17 protein-coding genes and 1 riboswitch are annotated in these 20718 nt (G+C 72.8%); of the genes, 12 read left to right on the top strand and 5 right to left on the bottom strand.

From position 1 onward, the window contains the following. Positions 1-204 precede the first annotated feature (204 nt). The 4 genes from ACZ6C1_RS10210 (at position 205) to ACZ6C1_RS10195 (ending at position 5057) form a co-directional block, all read left to right on the top strand. Positions 205-1548: a M16 family metallopeptidase gene (locus ACZ6C1_RS10210; RefSeq protein WP_469239666.1), complete on the top strand. Its 1344-nt coding sequence runs from the start codon at positions 205-207 to the stop codon at positions 1546-1548. Further along, positions 1545-2939 carry a M16 family metallopeptidase gene (locus tag ACZ6C1_RS10205; RefSeq protein WP_469239664.1) on the top strand — a complete coding sequence of 465 codons (1395 nt, stop codon included), beginning with the start codon at positions 1545-1547 and terminating at the stop codon, positions 2937-2939. The genes ACZ6C1_RS10210 and ACZ6C1_RS10205 overlap by 4 nt, the downstream gene beginning before the upstream one ends. Positions 2940-3144: 205 nt before the next feature. Beyond that, positions 3145-3308, top strand: a riboswitch (cyclic di-AMP (ydaO/yuaA leader). A 13-nt stretch (positions 3309-3321) separates the two neighbouring features. After that, entirely contained in the window at positions 3322-4110 is a 789-nt protein-coding gene (locus ACZ6C1_RS10200; RefSeq protein WP_469239663.1) for a M23 family metallopeptidase, read from the top strand. A 218-nt stretch (positions 4111-4328) separates the two neighbouring features. After that, positions 4329-5057 carry a GntR family transcriptional regulator gene (locus tag ACZ6C1_RS10195; protein WP_469239661.1) on the top strand — a complete coding sequence of 243 codons (729 nt, stop codon included), beginning with the start codon at positions 4329-4331 and terminating at the stop codon, positions 5055-5057. Between the two features lie 234 nt (positions 5058-5291). Here ACZ6C1_RS10195 and ACZ6C1_RS10190 read toward each other — a convergent pair whose 3' ends face one another. After that, positions 5292-5573 carry an HPr family phosphocarrier protein gene (locus tag ACZ6C1_RS10190; RefSeq protein WP_030021209.1) on the bottom strand — a complete coding sequence of 94 codons (282 nt, stop codon included), beginning with the start codon at positions 5571-5573 and terminating at the stop codon, positions 5292-5294. Between the two features lie 178 nt (positions 5574-5751). Here ACZ6C1_RS10190 and ACZ6C1_RS10185 point away from each other — a divergent pair, with 178 nt between their 5' ends. The 4 genes from ACZ6C1_RS10185 to ACZ6C1_RS10170 all read left to right on the top strand — a co-directional run bounded on the left by ACZ6C1_RS10185 (position 5752) and on the right by ACZ6C1_RS10170 (position 11249). Continuing rightward, positions 5752-8658 carry a bifunctional acetate--CoA ligase family protein/GNAT family N-acetyltransferase gene (locus tag ACZ6C1_RS10185; RefSeq protein WP_469239658.1) on the top strand — a complete coding sequence of 969 codons (2907 nt, stop codon included), beginning with the start codon at positions 5752-5754 and terminating at the stop codon, positions 8656-8658. A gap of 97 nt (positions 8659-8755) precedes the next feature. Continuing rightward, positions 8756-9340: a DUF5998 family protein gene (locus ACZ6C1_RS10180; RefSeq protein ID WP_469239656.1), complete on the top strand. Its 585-nt coding sequence runs from the start codon at positions 8756-8758 to the stop codon at positions 9338-9340. Then, the gene (locus tag ACZ6C1_RS10175; RefSeq protein WP_469239654.1) at positions 9340-10545 is read left to right on the top strand and encodes an alkaline phosphatase family protein; all 1206 of its coding nucleotides are present in this window, start codon (positions 9340-9342) and stop codon (positions 10543-10545) included. Before ACZ6C1_RS10180 ends, ACZ6C1_RS10175 begins: the two co-directional genes overlap by 1 nt. A gap of 56 nt (positions 10546-10601) precedes the next feature. Further along, positions 10602-11249, top strand: a complete 648-nt coding sequence (locus tag ACZ6C1_RS10170) for a thymidine kinase (RefSeq protein ID WP_351811993.1) — start codon at positions 10602-10604, stop codon at positions 11247-11249. 1 nt (position 11250) lies between these two features. On the opposite strand, the gene ACZ6C1_RS10165 is transcribed toward ACZ6C1_RS10170, so the two are convergent. Next, positions 11251-12024 carry a VOC family protein gene (locus tag ACZ6C1_RS10165; protein ID WP_469239651.1) on the bottom strand — a complete coding sequence of 258 codons (774 nt, stop codon included), beginning with the start codon at positions 12022-12024 and terminating at the stop codon, positions 11251-11253. A 290-nt stretch (positions 12025-12314) separates the two neighbouring features. Here ACZ6C1_RS10165 and ACZ6C1_RS10160 point away from each other — a divergent pair, with 290 nt between their 5' ends. Continuing rightward, complete coding sequence (locus ACZ6C1_RS10160) at positions 12315-13142, top strand: sulfurtransferase (RefSeq protein WP_469239649.1); 828 nt, start codon at positions 12315-12317, stop codon at positions 13140-13142. Between the two features lie 189 nt (positions 13143-13331). Here ACZ6C1_RS10160 and sepH read toward each other — a convergent pair whose 3' ends face one another. Next, on the bottom strand, positions 13332-14375 hold the full coding sequence (gene sepH / locus ACZ6C1_RS10155) for a septation protein SepH (RefSeq protein WP_469239647.1): 1044 nt from the start codon (positions 14373-14375) through the stop codon (positions 13332-13334). A gap of 466 nt (positions 14376-14841) precedes the next feature. Between sepH and ACZ6C1_RS10150 the strand changes: the two genes are divergently transcribed. Next, positions 14842-15675, top strand: coding sequence for a hypothetical protein (locus ACZ6C1_RS10150; protein WP_469239646.1), 834 nt, complete (start codon positions 14842-14844; stop codon positions 15673-15675). A 19-nt stretch (positions 15676-15694) separates the two neighbouring features. Here the strand turns inward: ACZ6C1_RS10150 and ACZ6C1_RS10145 are convergent, their stop codons facing one another. Next, positions 15695-17026: a D-arabinono-1,4-lactone oxidase gene (locus ACZ6C1_RS10145; RefSeq protein ID WP_469239644.1), complete on the bottom strand. Its 1332-nt coding sequence runs from the start codon at positions 17024-17026 to the stop codon at positions 15695-15697. After that, complete coding sequence (locus ACZ6C1_RS10140) at positions 16974-18233, bottom strand: MFS transporter (RefSeq protein ID WP_469239642.1); 1260 nt, start codon at positions 18231-18233, stop codon at positions 16974-16976. Before ACZ6C1_RS10140 ends, ACZ6C1_RS10145 begins: the two co-directional genes overlap by 53 nt. Before the next feature lie 143 nt (positions 18234-18376). On the opposite strand from ACZ6C1_RS10140, the gene ACZ6C1_RS10135 reads away from it, so the two are divergent. Together ACZ6C1_RS10135 and ACZ6C1_RS10130 are read left to right on the top strand one after the other, a co-directional pair. Beyond that, on the top strand, positions 18377-19528 hold the full coding sequence (locus ACZ6C1_RS10135; RefSeq protein WP_469239871.1) for a ferrochelatase: 1152 nt from the start codon (positions 18377-18379) through the stop codon (positions 19526-19528). Positions 19529-19537: 9 nt separating this feature from the next. Continuing rightward, entirely contained in the window at positions 19538-20347 is an 810-nt protein-coding gene (locus ACZ6C1_RS10130; protein WP_469239639.1) for an inositol monophosphatase family protein, read from the top strand. Positions 20348-20718: the final 371 nt, after the last annotated feature.

The following is a 20718-nucleotide window of genomic DNA, read 5'->3' as shown; positions in this document are numbered from 1 at the left end:
GACCGTCCCACTGACAACGCCGACCGCGACCCGGAAGAGGGACGGATCGGGGATCCGGGAACTTCGCCAGGTGTCAGTCCGCTTGCATACAGTGGCAGGACTTCCACAGCGGTCCGCGGCAGGTCGCAGCAGCCGCATACAGTGGCAGGACTTCCGCAGCGGCCCGCAGCTGGACTTTTCCACATAGCGATCGAAGGGACGTACATGCCCATGGGTCACACGGCCACAGCCCAGGCCGGCTCCGGCGGCCTGACAGCGACCGAGCACCGGCTGGCCAACGGCCTGCGCGTGGTGCTCTCCGAGGACCACCTGACCCCGGTCGCCGCGGTCTGCCTCTGGTACGACGTCGGCTCGCGCCACGAGGTCAAGGGCCGCACCGGCCTCGCCCACCTCTTCGAGCACCTGATGTTCCAGGGCTCGAAGCAGGTCCAGGGCAATGGCCACTTCGAGCTGGTGCAGGGCGCCGGCGGTTCCCTGAACGGCACGACGAGCTTCGAGCGCACCAATTACTTCGAGACCATGCCCACCCACCAGCTGGAGCTGGCGCTGTGGCTGGAAGCCGACCGGATGGGCTCCCTGCTCGCCGCGCTCGACGACGAGTCGATGGAGAACCAGCGGGACGTCGTCAAGAACGAGCGCCGCCAGCGGTACGACAACGTTCCCTATGGCACGGCCTTCGAGAAGCTGACCGCCCTCGCCTACCCGGAGGGCCACCCCTACCACCACACGCCGATCGGCTCCATGGCCGACCTGGACGCCGCCACCCTCGAGGACGCGCGGAACTTCTTCCGTACGTACTACGCGCCGAACAACGCGGTGCTGTCGGTCGTCGGCGACATCGACCCCGAGCAGACCCTGGCGTGGATCGAGAAGTACTTCGGCTCCATCCCGGCCCACGACGGCAAGCAGGCGCCCAAGGACGGGACGCTCCCCGAGATCATCGGCGAGCAGCTGCGCGAGGTCCTCGAGGAGGAGGTCCCGGCGCGCGCCCTGATGGCCGCCTACCGGCTCCCGCACGACGGCACCCGCGAGTGCGACGCCGCCGACATCGCCCTCACCGTCCTCGGCGGCGGCGAGTCGTCGAGGCTGCACAACCGCCTGGTCCGCCGCGACCGTACGGCCGTGGCGGCCGGCTTCGGCCTGCTGCGTCTGGCCGGGGCGCCCTCACTCGGCTGGCTGGACGTCAAGACGTCCGGGGGCGTCGAGGTGCCCGACATCGAGGCCGCGGTCGACGACGAGCTGGCCCGGTTCGCCGCCGAGGGCCCCACGCCCGAGGAGATGGAGCGCGCCCAGGCCCAGCTGGAGCGCGAGTGGCTCGACCGGCTCGGCACGGTCGCGGGCCGCGCCGACGAACTGTGCCGGTTCGCCGTCCTGTTCGGCGACCCGCAGCTCGCCCTGACCGCCGTCCAGCGCGTCCTGGACGTCACCGCCGAGGAGGTGCAGGCGGTCGCCAAGGCCCGCCTCCGCCCCGACAACCGGGCGGTGCTGGTCTACGAACCCATCAGCACCGACCACAGCGACCAGGCAGAAGAGGGGGCCGACCAGTGAGCGACGCCGCTGTGTCCCTGACGTCCATGGAGTTCCACCCGCAGCCCCGGCCCGGCACCGCCAAGCCGTGGGCCTTCCCGGCCCCCGACCGCGGCACGCTCGACAACGGCCTGACCGTCCTGCGCTGCCACCGCCCCGGCCAGCAGGTCGTGGCCGTCGAGATCTTCCTCGTCGCCCCGCTGGAGGCCGAGCCCGAGGGCCTCGACGGCGTCGCCACGATCATGGCGCGAGCCCTGTCCGAGGGCACCGACAAGCACTCGGCCGAGGAGTTCGCCGCCGAGCTGGAGCGCTGCGGCGCCACCCTCGACGCGCACGCCGACCACCCCGGCGTACGCGTCTCCCTCGAGGTCCCCGTCTCCCGGCTCGGCAAGGCCCTCGGACTGGTCGCCGAAGCGCTGAGGGCGCCCGCCTTCGCCGACAGCGAGATCGAGCGTCTCGTCCGCAACCGGCTCGACGAGATCCCGCACGAGATCGCCAACCCCGCCCGCCGCGCCGCCATGCAGCTCTCCAAGGAGCTGTTCCCGGCCACCTCCCGTATGTCGCGGCCCCGGCAGGGCTCCGAGGAGACCGTCGCCCGGATCGACGCGGCGGCCGTACGCGCCTTCTACGAGGCCCACGTCCGCCCCGCCACCGCCACCGCGGTCGTCGTCGGCGACCTCACCGGCGTCGACCTCGACGCGGTGCTCTCCGACACCCTCGGCGCCTGGACCGGCGACATGGCCGAGCCCCGCCCGGTGCCGCCCGTGACGGCGGACGACACGGGCCGTGTCGTCATCGTCGACCGCCCCGGCGCCGTGCAGACCCAGCTACTCATCGGCCGGATCGGCCCCGACCGGCACGACCGGGTCTGGCCGGCCCAGGTGCTCGGCACCTACTGCCTGGGCGGCACGCTCACCTCCCGCCTGGACAAGGTCCTGCGCGAGGAGAAGGGCTACACCTACGGCGTACGGGCCTTCGGCCAGGTCCTGCGTTCCGGCCCCCAGGGCGGCGCCGCCATGCTCGCCATCAGCGGCTCGGTCGACACGCCGAACACCGGCCCGGCGCTCGACGACCTGTGGAAGGTGCTGAACACCCTCGCCGCCGCGGGCCTGACCGACGCCGAGCGCGAGACGGCCGTGCAGAACCTGGTGGGTGTGGCCCCGCTCAAGTACGAGACGGCCGCCTCCGTCGCGGGCACTCTTGCCGACCAGGTCGAGCAGCACCTGCCCGACGACTTCCAGGCCCAGCTCTACGCCCGTCTCGCGGAGACCGGCACCGTGGAGGCCACCGCGGCGGTCGTCAGCGCCTTCCCGGTGGACCGTCTCGTCACGGTCCTCGTCGGCGACGCGGCTCAGATCAAGGAGCCCGTCGAGGCGCTCGGAATCGGTGAAGTGACCGTTGTCACCGGCTGATTGACACCGGACCCTCCACGACGGTCCCCGGACCCCCGGTATCACCCGATGCCGGGGGCCCAGTCATATGTCCGATTTGTTGCGGAGGTTCGGTGTCTGCCCTGTGGCGTGCGCTACAAAAAACCGTGTCTGTTTGGTGATTGAAAGATCGGCCGCTTAGCGTCTGATGCGCTGTCCGACCGGTACCCGCCGCACCCGCGGCACCGGGCAGCGATCGCCGAGTCCCCATCAGGCGCGAGCCTGGGGAGCCGGGGACCCATGAAGTCCCTGGGGTGAATCGGACGCCTTCGCACCCGTGCGGAGGGGCCCGTAGGAGACCTTCCTGCTCCGAACCCGTCAGCTAACCCGGTAGGCGAGAAGGAAGGAAAGGACCAGCCACTTCATGGCGTTCACCCGTGCCACCGGGAAGCACCGTGCCCCGAGCCGCCTGAGCCGTAAGAGCGCACACGTCGCCGGAGTCGCGGCCCTCGCCACCACCGGCGTCATCGGAACCCTCGCTTCCCCGGCGCTGGCCGCCGCCCCGGACGCCGCGCCCGGTTCGTTCGAGGACACCGGCCTCAACCAGGCGGTCATCACCGACACCCTCGCGGAGCAGGTCGACGCCCAGGCCGAGGCCCAGGAGCTGGAGGCCCAGGAGGCCGCGGCCAAGGCGGCCGCCCAGGCGAAGGCCGAGGCGGAGGCCAAGCTCAAGGCCGAAGCCCGGGTGAAGGCGGCCCGTGAGGCCAAGGAGCGCGCCGACCGCGAGGCCGAGCGCAAGCGGCTGAACGCCTTCCAGCTGCCGGTCGCGGGCACGTACGTCAGCACCGGCTACCAGACCGGTGGTGCCATGTGGTCGTCCGGCAGCCACACCGGCATCGACTTCCACGCCGCCTCGGGCTCCAGCGTGGTCTCCGTGGGCGCGGGCACCGTCGTCGAAGCCGGCTGGGGCGGCGCGTACGGCAACAACATCGTGATCCGGATGAACGACGGCACGTACACCCAGTACGGCCACCTGTCGTCGATCAACGTCTCGGTCGGCCAGACCGTGATGCCGGGGCAGCAGATAGGTCTCTCGGGCTCGACCGGCAACTCGTCCGGCCCGCACCTCCACTTCGAGGCTCGTACGGGCGCCGACTACGGCTCGGACATCGACCCCGTCGCGTACCTCCGCTCGCACGGCGTCAACGTCTGACCGCCTTCCGTCTGTTCGGCGAAGGCCCCGGTTCGGGATGCGAACCGGGGCCTTCGCCTTGCCGTGTCCTCGGGCGGCGCCTTCCCGGCACGGACTTCCTGGCCAAAAAGAACTCCATGGATTACGGGTGGCTATCGGAAATTCCGTCCCGCTGCAATAGAGTCACTCAACAGGCGTCGATCGGCTGAGTTTCGCGCGGATTAAGTGGGGGTTCTGGTATGCGCATTCCAGCGCACTCGGTATGCACGGCGATCCGCGACGACATCGTCACCGGCGTGTTCGAGCGCGGCAGCCGGCTCACCGAGGAGCACCTGGCCCGCCGCTACGGCGTCTCGCGCGTTCCGGTCCGTGAGGCACTGCGCACCCTCGAGTCCGAGGGCTTCGTCACCACTCGCCGCCACGTCGGCGCGTGCGTCGCCGAGCCCACCGAGCAGGAAGCGGCCGACCTGCTGGAGATGCGTACGCTGCTGGAGCCGCTGGGTGCCGCGCGCGCCGCCCAGCGCCGCACCGAGGCACATCTGAAGGTGCTGCGCGGCCTGGTCCGGCTGGGCCAGGAGCGGGCCCGTCGCGGCCAGGGGGACGACCTCCGCTCGCTGGGCGGCTGGTTCCACGAGACGCTCGCCCAGGCGGCCGGCAGCGCGGCGCTGACCGCGCTGCTCACCCAGCTACGGCACAAGATCGCCTGGATGTACGCCGTCGACCAGCCCGCCCGGCCGACGGAGGTGTGGGCCGAGTACGGGGTGATCGTGGACGCCGTGGCCCGCGGCGACGCCGAACGCGCCCGCGCGCTCACCGCCCTCCACGTCGAGCGCACCCTGCCCGCGCACCGGCTGCGCCGCGCCGAGCGGGCGGAACGCCCGGAGGGATCGCGGCGGTCGGAGCGTTCGGGCGGACGTGTGGTGAGGACTTCGCAACATCGCGTAAACACCGCGAGCGCCCGCAATTAACAGCGGTACCGTATACAAAGAGGGGGAAATTCTTGCCCCTATTCACCCCTGCCTGAAAAGGGGGTGCGCCGCCTTTTTCCCAGGGGTGGTCGGCCCGGTGAATTTCCGCGCCGGCCGCACGGGCCCGGCGGTCGGCACCCGGGGGAGGGGCGAAGCGCGGCAAACAGAACGGAGCCGTACCACCCGATTCCGGGAATACGGCTCCGCCTGGTGTCGCGTGGGGTGACCGGCAGGTCAGACCGTCTCGGGGAGCTCCTCGAGACCCTCGGCGACCAGCTTCGCCAGACGGTCCAGGGCGGCGTCCGCGCCCTCCGCGTCCGAAGCGAGCACGATCTCCTCGCCGCCCTGCGCGCCGAGGCCCAGCACCGCGAGCATCGACGCGGCGTTGACCGGGTTGCCATCGGCCTTGGCGATCGTCACGGGGACGCCGGCGGCCGTGGCGGCACGGACGAAGATGGAGGCGGGGCGGGCGTGCAGGCCCTCGGCCCAGCCGACGTTGACGCGGCGCTCAGCCATGGTGTTGCCCTTCGAGTCTCGGCGGTTGTCTAGACCAGTGGTCCAATCCAGTCTCTCATGTTCCACAGGGTGCTCGATCCGGCCCTCGCGGGGCCGCCGCGGGCCGGCCCGGCCCACTCGCCCCGCGTTGTCCACAGGCACCTCCGCGGCCGGGCGCCCGCACCGTACCCTGGGGCCCATGCGGACCCCGTCGGATCAGCCGGAACACGTGTACCCCGACCACTGGGAGGCCGACGTGGTGCTGCGGGACGGCGGCACCGCACGGATCAGGCCGATCACCACGGATGACGCCGAGCGCCTGGTCAGCTTCTACGAGCAGGTCTCGGACGAGTCGAAGTACTACCGGTTCTTCGCACCCTACCCCCGGCTCTCCGCCAAGGACGTGCACCGCTTCACCCACCACGACTACGTGGACCGGGTGGGTCTGGCGGCCACCGTCGGCGGCGAGTTCATCGCCACCGTCCGCTACGACCGGATCAATGAACAGGGTCTGCCCGCGAGCGCCCCGGCCGACGAGGCCGAGGTCGCCTTCCTCGTCCAGGACGCCCACCAGGGGCGGGGCGTCGCGTCCGCGCTGCTCGAACACATCGCGGCGGTCGCCCGCGAGCGGGGCATCCGGCGGTTCGCGGCCGAGGTCCTGCCCGCCAACAACAAGATGATCAAGGTCTTCACGGACGCCGGGTACACCCAGAAGCGCAGCTTCGAGGACGGCGCCGTACGTCTCCACCTCGACCTGGAGCCCACCGACCGGTCGCTCGCCGTGCAGCGCGCCCGCGAACAGCGCGCCGAGGCCCGGTCCGTGCAGCGGCTCCTCGCCCCCGGCTCCGTCGCCGTCATCGGGGCCGGCCGCGCCCCCGGCGGAGTGGGCCGCACGGTTCTGCGCAACCTGCTGGACGCCGGGTACACGGGCCGCACGTACGCCGTGAACCGGGCCCTGCCCGAGACGACGACCACGCTGGACGGTGTGCCCGCCTTCCGCTCCGTCGCCGACATCGGGGAGCCCGTCGACCTCGCCGTCGTCGCCGTACCGGCCGAGCGGGTCCCCGAGGCCGTCGCCGACTGCGGTGAACACGGCGTCCAGGGACTGGTCGTCCTGACCGCCGGTTACGCCGAGCAGGGCGCCGAGGGCAGGGCGCGCCAGCGTGAACTGGTGCGCCAGGCACGGTCGTACGGCATGCGCATCATCGGCCCCAACGCGTTCGGCATCATCAACACCGCGTCCGACGTGCGGCTCAACGCCTCGCTCGCACCGCACCCGCCCGCGCGGGGGCGGATCGGGCTGTTCACCCAGTCCGGCGCCATCGGTATCGCCCTGCTGTCCGGGCTGCACCGGCGCGGGGCCGGCCTGTCGTCCTTCATCTCGGCGGGGAACCGCGCGGACGTGTCGGGCAACGACATCCTCCAGCACTGGTACGACGACCCCGACACCGACGTCGTCCTCCTCTACCTCGAATCGATCGGCAACCCCCGCAAGTTCACGCGCCTCGCCCGGCGCACGGCGGCGGTGAAACCGGTCGTCGTCGTCAAGGGCGGCCGGCACAGCGGCAGTGCGCCCCCCGGCCACGCCGTACCTGTCACGCGCATCCCCCACACCACCGTCTCGGCCCTGCTGCGGCAGGCGGGCGTGATCCGCGTCGACACGGTCACCGAACTGGTCGACGCCGGTCTGCTGCTCGCCGGGCAGCCGCTCCCGGCGGGCCCGCGCGTGACCATCCTCGGCAATTCGGAGTCGCTCGGGCTGCTGACGTACGACGCCTGCCTGACGGAGGGGCTGCGGCCCCGGCGGCCCCGCGACCTGACGACGGCGGCCACGCCGCAGGACTTCCGTACGGCCCTCACCGAGGCCCTCCGGGACGACATGTGCGACGCGGTCGTGGTCACCGCGATCCCCTGGGTCGGCGAGAACGGGGTCACCGAGTCCGGTGACGGCGAGGTCCTGGCCGAGGCGCTACGGGCCGCCTCGGCGGAAGCACCGGCGAAGCCGGTCCTGGTGGTCCACGTGGAAATGGGCGCCCTCGCCGACGCCCTGGCGGCCGCCACCAGCACGGCGCCCACGGCCCGGCCCGGCCCGACGCCGACCCCCACCCCCCTCCCGCCGGCCCCGCCGGCCCCGCAAGCCCCGCCCGCCCCGGCCACACCGGCGAGCCCGCCCGCCCCCGCCGCCCCAGCGACCCCACCCCCGGGCCCCGCGCCCCGCACCTCCGGCGACCGGAGCTACCGCATCCCCGCGTACCCCGCCGCCGAGCGGGCCGTGCGGGCGTTGGCCGAGGCCGTGAGGTACGGGCAGTGGCGGCGCCAGGCCGCCGACCCCGGACGCGTCCCCGAGTACGAGGGCATCGACGAGGCCGGAGCCGCCGCGCAGATCGAGAGGGCGCTGGCCGGGGACGTGGACGAGCGGGGCGTCACCCTCCCCCCCGACGCGGCCCGCGAGCTGCTCGGGCGCTACGGGATCGCCGTACTCCCCACGCTGCCCGCCCCCACCCCCGACGAGGCCGTCCAGGCCGCCGCCGGCCTCGGCTACCCCGTCGCGCTCAAGACCACCGCCCCGCACCTCCGCCACCGCCCCGACCTCGGCGGCGTACGCCTCGACCTGGCCACCGAGGAGCAGCTGCGCACCGCCTACGCCGAGCTGACCGAGACCCTCGGCACGCCCGGTGAACTGCAGCCGGTCGTCCAGGCCATGGTCCCGCGCGGTGTCGACACGGTCGTACGCGCGGCCATCGACCCGGCCGTCGGCGCCGTGCTGTCCTTCGGGCTCGCGGGCGCCCCCTCCGAGCTGCTCGGCGACACGGCGCACCGCCTGGTCCCCGCCACCGGCCGGGACGTCGCCGAGCAGATCCGCTCCATCCGCACCGCCCCGCTGCTGTTCGGCTGGCGCGGCTCCGCACCCGTCGACACCCCCGCCCTGGAAGAGCTGCTGCTCCGGGTGTCACGGCTGGTCGACGACCACCCGGAGATCGTCGCCGTCGGGCTGGAACCGGTGGTCGTCGCCCCCCGCGGCCTCTCCGTCCTCGGCGCGACCGTCCGGCTCGCCCCGCCCCCCGCCCGCACGGACATCGGCCCCCGCCGGCTCCCCAGCTACTGACACCCCCCACCCACCGGCCGCCGAGCCACCGACCTCCACCACCGACCCGGCTCCCGAGCGTCCCGCGCAGTCACCGCGCCACCGTAGGATGGAGTCCATGGCGAAGACCGGTACGACCACCCAGGGGCTGCGCGCGGCGATCGAGCGCAGCGGCTACTACCCGGCCCTTGTGGCCGAGGCGGTCGAGGCCGCCGTCGGCGGGGAGCCGATCGCGTCGTACCTGGTCCATCAGGAGACCACCTTCGACGCCAACGAGGTGCGCCGGCACGTCACGGTCCTCGTCCTGACGAGCACTCGTTTCATCGTCAGCCACACCGACGAGCAGAACGCGGACACCAGCTCCCCGACGCCCTACGCCACCACCTCCACCGAGTCCGTCAAGCTAGGCCGGATCTCGTCCGTCGTCCTCAGCCGTGTCGTCGCCAACCCCGAGTCGTACACCCCCGGCACCCTGCCGCGTGAGGTCGTCCTCACCATCGGCTGGGGTGCCGTCTCCAGGATCGACCTGGAGCCCGCCGCCTGCGGCGACCCGAACTGCGAGGCCGACCACGGCTACACCGGCAACTCCACGGCAGACGACCTGAGCCTCCGCGTCAGCGAGGCCGGCGACGGCCCCGAGACGGTCCGCCAGGCTCTCGCCTTCGCGCAGGCGCTGTCCGAAGCCACCGCGGCCACCCGCTGATGGTCCAGCCCGCACCCATGACGTCCGCCTGGCCCGACGAACCGGTGCCGCTCGCCCTCGACACCGCGCCGGCCCCCGAGTACGGCTCCGGTTCCCTGGCCGATCTGCTGCCGACACTCGCCGCCGGCACCGGCGTACCCGGGTTCGAGCACCGCATCGCGGAGCTCACCCCCGCCGACCGGAACTGCGTGTTCCTGATCGACGGCCTCGGCTGGGAGCAGATCAAGGCCCACCCCGACGAGGCCCCTTACCTGACGTCGCTGCTGGGCAGCTCCCGGGGCGGCACGGGACGGCCGATCACCGCCGGGTTCCCCGCCACCACCGCGACCTCGCTCGCCTCGGTCGGTACGGGACGGCCGCCCGGCGAGCACGGCCTGCCCGGTTACACGGTGCGCGACCCCGGCATCGGTGAGCTGATGAACCAGTTGCGCTGGAGGCCCTGGACACCGCCGCACGCCTGGCAGCCGTACCCGACCGTCTTCCAGCTCGCCGACGCCGCCGGCGTCCACACCGCGCAGGTCTCCTCCCCGACCTTCCGGGACACGCCCCTGACCAAGGTCGCGCTCAGCGGCGGAACGTTTCACGGGCGGCTCACCGGCGAGGAGCGGATGGACCTGGCCGCCGAGCAACTGGCGGCCGGGGACCGTTCGCTCGTCTACACGTACTACAGCGAGGTCGACGGCAGCGGTCACCGCTTCGGCGTCGACTCCGACGCCTGGCGCGGCCAGCTGATGTGCGTCGACCGACTCGTCCAGCGCCTCGCCGAGCAGCTCCCGCCCCGCACCGCGCTGTACGTCACCGCCGACCACGGCATGATCGACATCCCGTTCGACGAGCAGTCCCGTATCGACTTCGACGAGGACTGGGAGCTGCGCGCCGGGGTTTCCCTGCTCGGCGGCGAGGGCAGGGCACGCCACGTCTACGCGGTGCCGGGCGCCGAGGCCGATGTACTGGCGTGCTGGCGCGAGGTGCTCGGCGAGCAGTTCTGGGTGGCGAGCCGCGACGAGGCGATCGCAGCCGGATGGTTCGGCCCGACGATCGACGAGCGTGTCCACGGCAGGATCGGCGACGTCGTCGCCGCCGCCCACGACGACGTCGTCATCACGGCGTCCGTCAACGAGCCGAACGAATCCGCGATGGTCGGCATGCACGGCTCGATGACGCCCGTGGAGCAGCTCGTCCCGCTCCTCGAAGTCCGCTCCTGACACCCCGTCCCGCCCCCCGGCACACCGACCCTGATCCGAAAGGTCGTCACTTCCCCATGCCCGAGTTGGTGTTCTTCTCCGGAACCATGGACTGTGGAAAGAGCACACTCGCTCTGCAGATCGAACACAACCGCTCCGCGCGCGGCCTCCAGGGCATGATCTTCACGCGTGACGACCGGGCGGGGGAGGGCAAGCTGTCCTCACGGCTCGGCCTGGTCACCGACGCCGTCGAGGCGGCTGAGGGCTTCGACTTCTACGCCTACCTCGTCGCCCACCTCTCCAAGGGCGGCCGCTGCGACTACGTGATCGCGGACGAGGCCCAGTTCCTCGCGCCCGAACAGATCGACCAGCTCGCCCGCGTCGTCGACGACCTCGAACTGGACGTCTTCGCCTTCGGCATCACCACCGACTTCCGCTCCAAGCTCTTCCCCGGCTCCCAGCGCCTCGTCGAACTCGCCGACCGTGTCGAGGTGCTGCAGGTCGAGGCCCTGTGCTGGTGCGGCGCGCGCGCCACTCACAACGCGCGCACCGTCGGCGGCGAGATGGTCGTCGAAGGCGCCCAGGTCGTGGTGGGCGACGTCAACGCGGGTGACGAGGTGGGGTACGAGGTGCTCTGCCGCCGTCACCACCGGCGGCGTATGACGGCCGCCACCGCCCGCGCCGCCGCCCTCTCGCCGGACGTACTCCCGGTCCCGGCCGAGTAGCTCAGCGCCCGGGCGACCGTACGATCGTGAACACCGCGCCCTCGGGGTCGGCGACGGTCGCCAGCCGCCCCGCCGGGTCGTCGTGCGGCGAGTCCAGCACCCGCCCGCCCAGGTCGACGACCCGCTGCGCCGCGGCATCGGTGTCCGCGACCTCGAACCAGGTCATCCAGTGGGCGCCACGGTCGCGCGGCAGGGAGGCGCCCACGCCGTGCAGGGAGGCGACCGGCCGGTCGTCGACCTTCAGTCTCACCAGGTCCAGGTCGGGCGACGGGGCCGGATCGAGCTCGTACCCGAAAACCGTCTTGTAGAACTTGCTGACCGACTCCGTCTCCTGGGTCAGCAGCTCGTTCCAGGCCGGGGTGCCGGGCGCGCCCACGACACCCGTACCGAGGTGAGCGGCCGCCTGCCAGATCCCGAAGACGGCCCCCGTGGGGTCGGAACAGATCGCCAGCCGCCCCGCGTCCGCGGCGGCGAGCGGACCGACGGCGACCGTGCCGCCGCTGCACCGGATCGCCTCGGCGGTCTCGTCGGCGTCGTCGGTCGCCAGGTACGTCGTCCAGGCGATCGGCAGGTCCCGGTCGGCCGGGAGCTGGCCGATCCCCGCCACCTCCTCGTCGTCGAGCAGTCCCCGCACGTACGGGCCGAGCTGTTGCGGGCCCGGCTCGAACCGCCAGCCGAACAGCTCCCCGTAGAAATCCTGCGTCGCGTCAAGGCGATGCACCATCAAGCTCACCCAGCAGGGTGTACCGGGTTTGCGCCGAGTCGCCTCGGTCATCGTCACTCTCTCCTCGGACCATCGTCGTGGCCGTGCGGGGACCCGGCGTGTGCCGTGCCGGTGCGGATCGCCGACGCGGGGCGCCGGTGCGGTGTCGACCACCGGCTGCAGGCCCGGCAGTACGCCTCGTCAGATGCTCGCACCATCGGCCGCGCGGTGCGTCCCGGCCGCGCCGTGAATTGGCGCGATCCGGAAGGAGGATGCCCGAAAAATCGTTTCCCATCCCCGCGGGTTGCGGTCAGGGCACACCTGCAGGCCCGGGACGCCCGCGTCTGCGCGAGGATGGCGGCATGAACCCCATCATCTCGGCACCTGAACTCGTCGACGAGCTGACCGGCGCGCGGCCTCCGGTCCTCCTCGACGTCCGTTGGCAGCTCGGCGGCCCGCCCGGCCGGCCGGCCTACGAGGCGGGGCACATCCCGGGCGCCGTGTACGTCGACCTCGACACCGAGCTGGCGGGCCGGCCCGGTGCCGGTGGCCGGCACCCGCTGCCCGACCTGGCGGAGTTCGGCGCGGTGATGCGCCGCGCGGGCGTCTCCGCCTCCTCGCGGGTGGTCACGTACGACGGCGGCCAGGGGTGGGCGGCTGCCCGCGCGTGGTGGCTGCTGCGCTGGGCAGGGCACACCGACGTACGGGTCCTGGACGGTGGCCTCGCCGCCTGGCGGGGCGAGCTGTCGACCGAGACGCCCACGCCCGTGGCGGGGGACTTCACGCCCCGGCCGGGTGCCCTGCCGCTGCTGGACGCGGACGGGGCGGCGGCGCTGGCCCGGACGGGTCTGCTGCTGGACGCGCGGGCGGGCGAGCGGTACCGGGGCGAGGTGGAGCCGATCGACCCCGTGGGCGGGCACATCCCCGGCGCGGCCTCGGCCCCCACGACGGAGAACGTCGACGAGACCGGCCGGTTCCTGCCGGCCGAGGTCCTGGCGGCCCGCTTCAAGGGCTTGGGCGCGGGCGACGCCCCGGAGGTCGGCGTGTACTGCGGCTCGGGCGTCTCGGGTGCGCACGAGGTCCTGGCCCTGGAGATCGCGGGCATCCGGGCTGCGCTGTACGCGGGCTCCTGGTCGGAGTGGTCGTCCGACCCCACCCGCCCGGTCGCCACGGGCCCCGCCCGCGGCTGACGGTCCCTGGGCGGGGCACAGCCACGGGAGTCGGGTCACGTGCCTCCGGTCGCGCCCGCCCCGCCGGGGCGGGCGACACCCGTCCGTGACCAGGCGCGACCGGACCCGGCACGAGCGGACGGAACACCACCCGGCCGAACCGCCCGGCCCGCCGCGGTGGTTGGTCCGCCGCTTCTCCTGCTCTTGTTCCTATTCCTGCTTCTTGCGGCGCGTACCGAAGACGATCTCGTCCCAGCTCGGCACCGCCGCCCGGCGGCCGGGGCGGACGCCGTCCGCTTCGGCCTGGCGGTCGGTGGTGCCCGTCAGGCGGTCGCGGTGACCGCTCACCGCGCGGGGCATGAGGACGTCCGCGTACGCCGAACCCGCGCCCGCCGAGGCGGCGGGGGCCGGGGGCTCCTCCGTGTCCGGTTCCTGGACCGGCTCGGTCGCCGAGGGTTCGGCGGCCGGGCGCTCGGGGACGACCATGTCGCCCCGGAAGCTCGGCACGGCCTCCAACAGGCTGGTCAGGGAGTCGCGCTCGGGCTCCTCCTCCGGCTCGGGTGCCGGGACGGGAGCCGGGCGCTCGATCTGGCGGTCCAGGGCGCGGTCCAGCGGCCGGTCGCGCGGGAGGCGCGCGATGCGCGGGACGAACGGGAAGCTCGGCTCCTGGACGGCGACCGAGTCGTCGGTCTCGCCGATCAGCGCGCGCGCTTCGTCGTCCACGGCCTGGACCAGCCTGCGGGGCGGGTCGTATGTCCAGCTCGCCGAGTGCACCTCGCCCGCGACGCGGTAGACCAGCAGCACTTCCCAGGTGCCGTCGTCGCGGCGCCAGGAGTCCCACACCACCGAGTCCTTGTCGGCGCCGCGCAGCAGCAGCCGCTCCTGCACCGCCTCGCCGAGCTGCGGACCGGTGTTCTCGCCGGGCCGGCGCACGGGTGTCTTCCGGGCCCGCTCGGCCATGAAGGCGCGCTCCGCGAGGACGGGGCCCTCGAAACGGCGTACGCGCTCCACGGGGATGCCGGCGAGCTGGGCGACCTCTTCGGCCGAGGCACCAGCGCGTATACGCGCCTGGATGTCGCGGGGGCGGAGGTGGCTCTCCACCTCGATCTCGATCTGGCCGAGGCGGGCACGGTCGTTGCGTACGGCGGCACGCAAACGCTCGTCGATCGGAAGCGTGTACTCCGTGTTGTCAGCAGCCTTCAGCACCAGTCGTGTGCCGTCGTTGGAGACGGCCACGACACGCAGTTCGGGCATGGGGACCTCCCGGGTGGTGCCTGCCGACGTCACCTGCGTCGCCGCTTCCGCTAGTCGAGTGTGGCCTGCCCGGGTGCAGCCTGCCACAACCTTGCCGAGTTGCCCGGCGTGTCGGGCATGGGCCCTGGAACGCCGTTATGGCACGGTTACCTATTTGCAACGCAGGGTGACCGATCTGGTCACTCTGTGCAGCAGGCGGCCGTGCGGTGCTGCGGCGCCGCCGGAACGAGTGCCGTTTTCGGCCCCCTCCCGTTGGTCCCGGACACCCGAAAGGGATCGGGGCCCAGGGCTCGCCACAGTACTCCATTCGGGCCACCAGGGTGGACCGGCGCGCCGCCGAAGTTCTCCTCGCGTACGGCAGTTGGGTCCCCCGACTATGCGTCACACCCGCGTTCCTTCACAGAATCCGCAGAAATGGAACTATTCGCTTCGCTCAAAGGTCTCTTCTCTGTGCATGCTGGGACAGATGGGTGAATCGATATCGGAGACGGACGAGAAGGTGTACACGCGGGATAGCGGGACAAAAGGGGTACGAGACAAGAGGAAGCGATTCGACCTGAACACCGCCCAGGTCGCGGGCGGCGCCGTCGCGGCGGTCGTGGCCGCCAAACTGGCCTCCAAGATGGGCGTGTACGGGACCGTCCTGGGCGCGGGAGTCATCAGTGTCATCGCCACCTGCGGCGGATCGGTCTTCCAACACGTGTTCAAGACCACGGGGGAGCGGGTACGCGAGGCCACGGTGCAGGCGGTCCGCCCGAAGGCCCGTCAGTCCACTCGGACTGACCGGACTCACCAGGCCCACCGGGCCCACCGGACCGGCCCCGTCGGCCGACGACCGCCGGGTGCCGGCGGGGAGTTCGGCGAATCCACCACGTACGGCACCCGCGTCCGTGGCTGGAAACGTTCGGCGATCGCGGCGGCACTGGTCTTCGCAGTGACCATGGCGGTCATCACCGCCTGCGAGCTGATGGCCGGTCATGACTTCAGCGGCGGCAGAGGGATCACCATCAGCGGTGTCGTACGCGGCGGCGACTCCGGACACCGGCCGCCCACCACCCCGTCACCCACCCGGCCGGATCGGAACGAGGGCGGACGCGACCGGACGGACCGGCCGTCGGCACCGGTCGCGCCGGGCACCGGCCGGGACGGCACCGCGAGGGCACCGGCTCCCACGCCGGAACCCGACAGTCCCATCGCCCCGACGCCCGACCCCAGCGGTCCCACGGCGCCCACACCCACGCCGCCCGGCCCGGCGCCCACCCCCATCCCGATGCCCTCCCGGGACGGCTCGGCCGAGTGAGCGGGCACCGGGCGCACGGTCACTCGCCCAGCACCCGCCGCAGGTAGTCGTTGCCGAACGCGCGCTCCGGGTCCAGGCGGTCACGCAACGCGGTGAACTCGGCGAACCGCGGGTAGACCTCGGCGAAGTACGCGGCGTCCCGCGTGTGCAGCTTGCCCCAGTGCGGCCGGCCCCCGTGCGCCGTCATGATCCGCTCCGCCGCCGTGAAGTACGACCGGTACGGCGTACCCCTGTACATGTGCACCGCGATGTACGCGCTGTCCCGGCCCGTGGCCGTCGAGAGGGTGATGTCGTCCGCGGGGGCCGTCCGCACCTCCACCGGGAAGCTGACGCGCAGCGGCGACCGGTCGACCATCGCCTTCAGCTCCCGCAGCGCGGTGACCGCCGCCTCCCTCGGCAGCGCGTACTCCATCTCCAGGAACCGCACCCGGCGCGGACTTGTGAAGACCTTGTAGGGAATGTCCGTGTACGTACGCGCCGACAGCGCGCGGCTGGAGACCTTCGCGATCGCCGGGACGGCCGCGGGCACCGCCCGGCCGATCGAGTTCACCACCTGGAAGAGCCCGTTGGAGAGGAACTCGTCCTCGATCCAGCCGCTGACCCGCCCGGGCGGCGCCGCCGGGCCCGTGCTGCGGTTGTTGCGCTTGGTGTTGCAGTTGCCGGTGTGCGGGAACCAGTAGAACTCGAAGTGCTCGTTCTCCGCGTGGAGCGCGTCGAATTCCGAGGTGACCCGGTCGAAGGTCATCGGCTCCTCGCGCGCGTTGAGCAGGAAGATCGGCTCCACGGCGAAGGTGATCGCCGAGATGACCCCGAGGGCGCCCAGCCCGATCCGGGCGGCCGCGAAGACCTCCGGGTTCTCCTTCTCGGAGCAGGTCAGCACCCGGCCGTCCGCCGTGACCAGCTCCAGCTCCCGGATCTGCGCGGCGAGCGACGCCGAGTCACGGCCCGTGCCGTGCGTGCCGGTGCTGGTGGCGCCCGCCACCGTCTGCTCCATGATGTCGCCCATGTTCGTGAGCGACAGCCCCTCGCGCGCGAGAGCCGCGTTCAACCGCTTCAAGGGGGTGCCGGACTCCACGGTCACGGTCAGCTCGCGCCGGTCGATCCGACGGATGCCGGTCAGCAGATCCGGGCGGATCAGCACGCCGTCGGTGGCGGCGATCGACGTGAACGAGTGACCCGTACCGACCGTCTTGACCCTCAGGCCCTCCTCGGTGGCGGTCCGGACCGCGTCCGCCAGCTCCTGGACCGAAGCGGGACGGGCCTCCCGTACGGGCCTGGCGGCCACGTTCCCCGCCCAGTTACGCCACGTGGTGCTGCTCCGGCTGTTCCGGGTCCTGCTCGCGCTGCTCACGCTGCCCCTGCCCCTCCCGCGTCGGCACCGGCCTGCGCAGCCGGCGGTACCCCAGGAACGCCACCACGGCCGCGAGCACTCCCGCGATGCCGGGCACCGAGTACCCCGCGGCCGCCCCGTGGGCGTCGACCACCCAGCCGGCGGCCGAGGAGCCGAGCGCCACGCCGACCGCGAGCCCGGTACCCGTCCAGGACATGCCCTCGGTCAGTTTGGTGCGCGGTACATGGGCCTCGACGAGGGCCATGGTCGTCACCATCGTCGGCGCGATGGCAAGGCCCGCGACAAAGAGCGCCACGGCAAGGAACGGCAGATTCCCGGCCAGTTGGAGGGGGATCATACTCACGGCCATCGCGCAGACACCCAGAACCCACCTGCGGGACGGCTCGCCCTTGAGGTGGAGGAGGCCGAACACGGCACCGGCCACGCACGATCCCAGCGCGTACACGGCGAGCACCAGGCTGGCCGCCGCCTTGTGGCCCTCCTCCTCGGCGAACGCCACCGTCACCACGTCGACGGCGCCGAAGATCGTGCCCGTGGCGACGAACGCGGCCACCAGCACCTGGAGGCCGGGGGACCGCAGCGCCGAGCCACCGGTGTGCTGCTCGATCGGGTGCGGCACCGGTTCGGTGCCGCGCTGCGCGGTCAGCCACCACACACCGGCCAGCAGGAAGAGCGCGGCCAGCAGCGGGCCCGCCTCGGGGAACCAGATGGTCGACAGCCCGATGGAGACGATCGGACCGAAGATGAAGCACACCTCGTCGATGATCGACTCGAAGGAGTACGCGGTGTGCAGCTCGCGCGCCGAACCCTGGTAGATCGTCGCCCAGCGGGCGCGGGTCATCGCCCCGATGCTCGGCACACAGCCGGCGGCCGCCGAGAAGACGAACAGCGTCCACTCCGGCAGCCCTTGCTGCGCGCAGATCAGCAGCCCCGCCACGGCCGCGACCGTGATCAGCGTGGCCGGGCGCAGCACCCGCCGCTGGCCGTACCGGTCGACCAGGCGGGAGACCTGCGGGCCGAGCACGGCGGCGGAGACGGCGAGCGTCGCGGAGAGCGCGCCGGCCAGTCCGTAGCGGCCGGTGAGCTGGGAGATCATCGTGACGATGCCGATCCCCATCATGGCCAGCGGCATCCGGCCGATGAAGCCTGCGGCGGAGAAACCCACGGTGCCGGGGGCGGAGAAGATCGCGCGATAGGGACTGGGCAAGGGGGTACTCCGGCCGGTGAGCATGGGCGCCTGGCGTAAGGCGTATGGGCAGCCTTCACAGGTTACGTCCGAATGGGTGACAGTGCACGGCGGTTTTCCGGCTGTCAGACCCTGGTGGCAGGATCGATCCCATGTCCGATGCCATGGCCGATCCCGTGTCCGACCCCGCGTCCCATCAGCGCGATCCAGCCCCGTACGACGCCCTGCTGCTGCTGTCCTTCGGCGGGCCGGAGGGTCCCGACGACGTGGTCCCGTTCCTGGAGAACGTCACACGGGGGCGGGGCATCCCCAAGGAGCGCCTCAAGGAAGTGGGGCAGCACTACTTCCTCTTCGGCGGCGTCAGCCCGATCAACGACCAGAACCGCGCACTGCTCGCCGCACTGCGCAAGGACTTCGCGGACGCGGGCCTCGACCTGCCCGTGTACTGGGGAAACCGGAACTGGGCGCCGTACCTCACCGACACGCTGCGCGAGATGGTCACCGACGGCCGCCGGCACGTCGCGGTCCTCGCCACCAGCGCCTACGCCTCGTACTCCGGCTGCCGCCAGTACCGGGAGAACCTCGCGGACGCCCTCGCCACGCTGGAAGCGGAAGGGCTGCCCCTGCCCCGGGTCGACAAGCTGCGGCACTACTTCAACCACCCCGGGTTCGTCCGGCCCATGGTGGACGGCGTCCTGAAGTCGCTGGCCGAGTTCGACGACTCCGTCCGCGCGGGCGCCCACCTGGCCTTCACCACGCACTCCATCCCGGCCTCCGCCGCCGACACCTCCGGCCCGGTCGAGGAGCACGGGGACGGCGGGGCGTACGTCCGGGAGCACCTGGACGTCGCCCGGCTCATCGTCGACGCCGTACGGGACGAGACGGGCGTGGAGCACCCCTGGGAGCTCGTCTACCAGTCCCGCAGCGGCGCCCCGCACATCCCGTGGCTGGAGCCCGACATCTGCGACCACCTGGAGGCCCTGCACGACGCCGGCGCGCCGGCGGTCGTCATGGTCCCGATCGGGTTCGTCTCGGACCACATGGAGGTCCTCTACGACCTGGACACCGAGGCGACCGCCAAGGCCGCCGAGCTCGGCCTGCCGGTGCGGAGGTCGGCGACCGTGGGCGACGACCCGCGCTTCGCGGCCGCCGTCCGCGACCTGGTCCTCGAGCGCGCCGCCGCCGAACGGGGGACAGTGGTGGAGCGGTGCGCGCTGGGCGCCCTCGGCGCGTCGCACGACGTGTGCCCCATCGGCTGCTGCCCCGCCCGCGGCGAGCGGCCCGCGGCGGCCGGCGCCGACAGCCCGTACGCCTGAGGAGACGCTGTGACCGACTCGCGTGACCCGCTCCTGACCGAGCTGCTGGAACTGGCCCTGGAGGCCGGGCGTCAGGCCGGTGCGCTGCTGCGCGACGGCCGCCCGGCCGACCTCGGCGTCGCGGCGACCAAGTCGAGCCCCATCGACGTCGTCACCGAGATGGACATCGCCGCCGAGAAGCTGATCACCGCCGTCCTCGCCGAGCACCGCCCCGACGACGGCCTCCTCGGTGAGGAGGGCGCCGACTCGGAGGGCACCAGTGGGGTCCGCTGGGTCGTCGACCCGCTGGACGGCACGGTCAACTACCTCTACGGCCTGCCGACCTGGGCGGTGTCCATCGCCGCCGAGCGGGCGGGGGAGACCGTCGTCGGGGTCGTCGTGGCTCCGATGCGCGGGGAGACGTTCCGCGCGGTCCTCGGCGGAGGCGCGTTCCTGAACGACCGGCCCGTCCGCTGCCGGCCCGCCCCGCCGCTGGACCAGGCCCTGGTCTCGACGGGCTTCAACTACGTGGCCGAGGTCCGCGCCCACCAGGCCGACGTGGCGCAGCGCCTGATCCCGCGGCTTCGGGACATCCGACGCAGCGGCTCCGCGGCGATCGACCTGTGCGACGTGGCCGCGGGCCGGCTGGACGGGTACTACGAGCGCGGGCTCAGCCCCTGGGACCTGGCGGCCGGGGCGCTGATCGCCCGCGAAGCCGGCGCCCTGACCGGCGGCCGCCCCGGCACGCCCCCGTCGGGCGACCTGACGGTGGCGGCGCCCCCGGGCGTCTTCGAACCGCTCCAGGCCCTCCTGTGGGACTTCGGCGCCTGGCACGACTGACCGCCCCCACGGTGCGCCGGTCCGGCGGGTCGACGCGCGGCGCCCGTCCGCCGCCCGGCGCCGTGGAGACGGACCAGGGCCCACTCGCCCGGGCCCCGCTCGTCGGGCCCCGCGCGCGGCGGCCGTCCCCCGACCAGTCCAGCCCCCCGCCGGCCCCGTCCGGCACGGCGGCGCGCCGGTAGGGGCCGGACCTGCCGCTCGTCCGGGGCCCGGCCCCCGGACGAGCCGGGGCCCGGCGGGGCCAGTCCCGGGGGGACACGAAGAGCCCCGGGTTCCCCCCGGGGGTTTGTGGGGAGACGGGGCCCACCTGCCCCCCTGGTCAAGAGTTTGTGGGGGTGCTCTCCCCGCCCTTTTTCGCCTCGAAGGGGGTC

Source organism: Streptomyces sp. NPDC041796, from assembly GCF_055590785.1.
The sequence above is the reverse complement of the archived record's forward strand: the minus strand, read 5'-3'. Positions and strand labels throughout refer to the sequence as shown.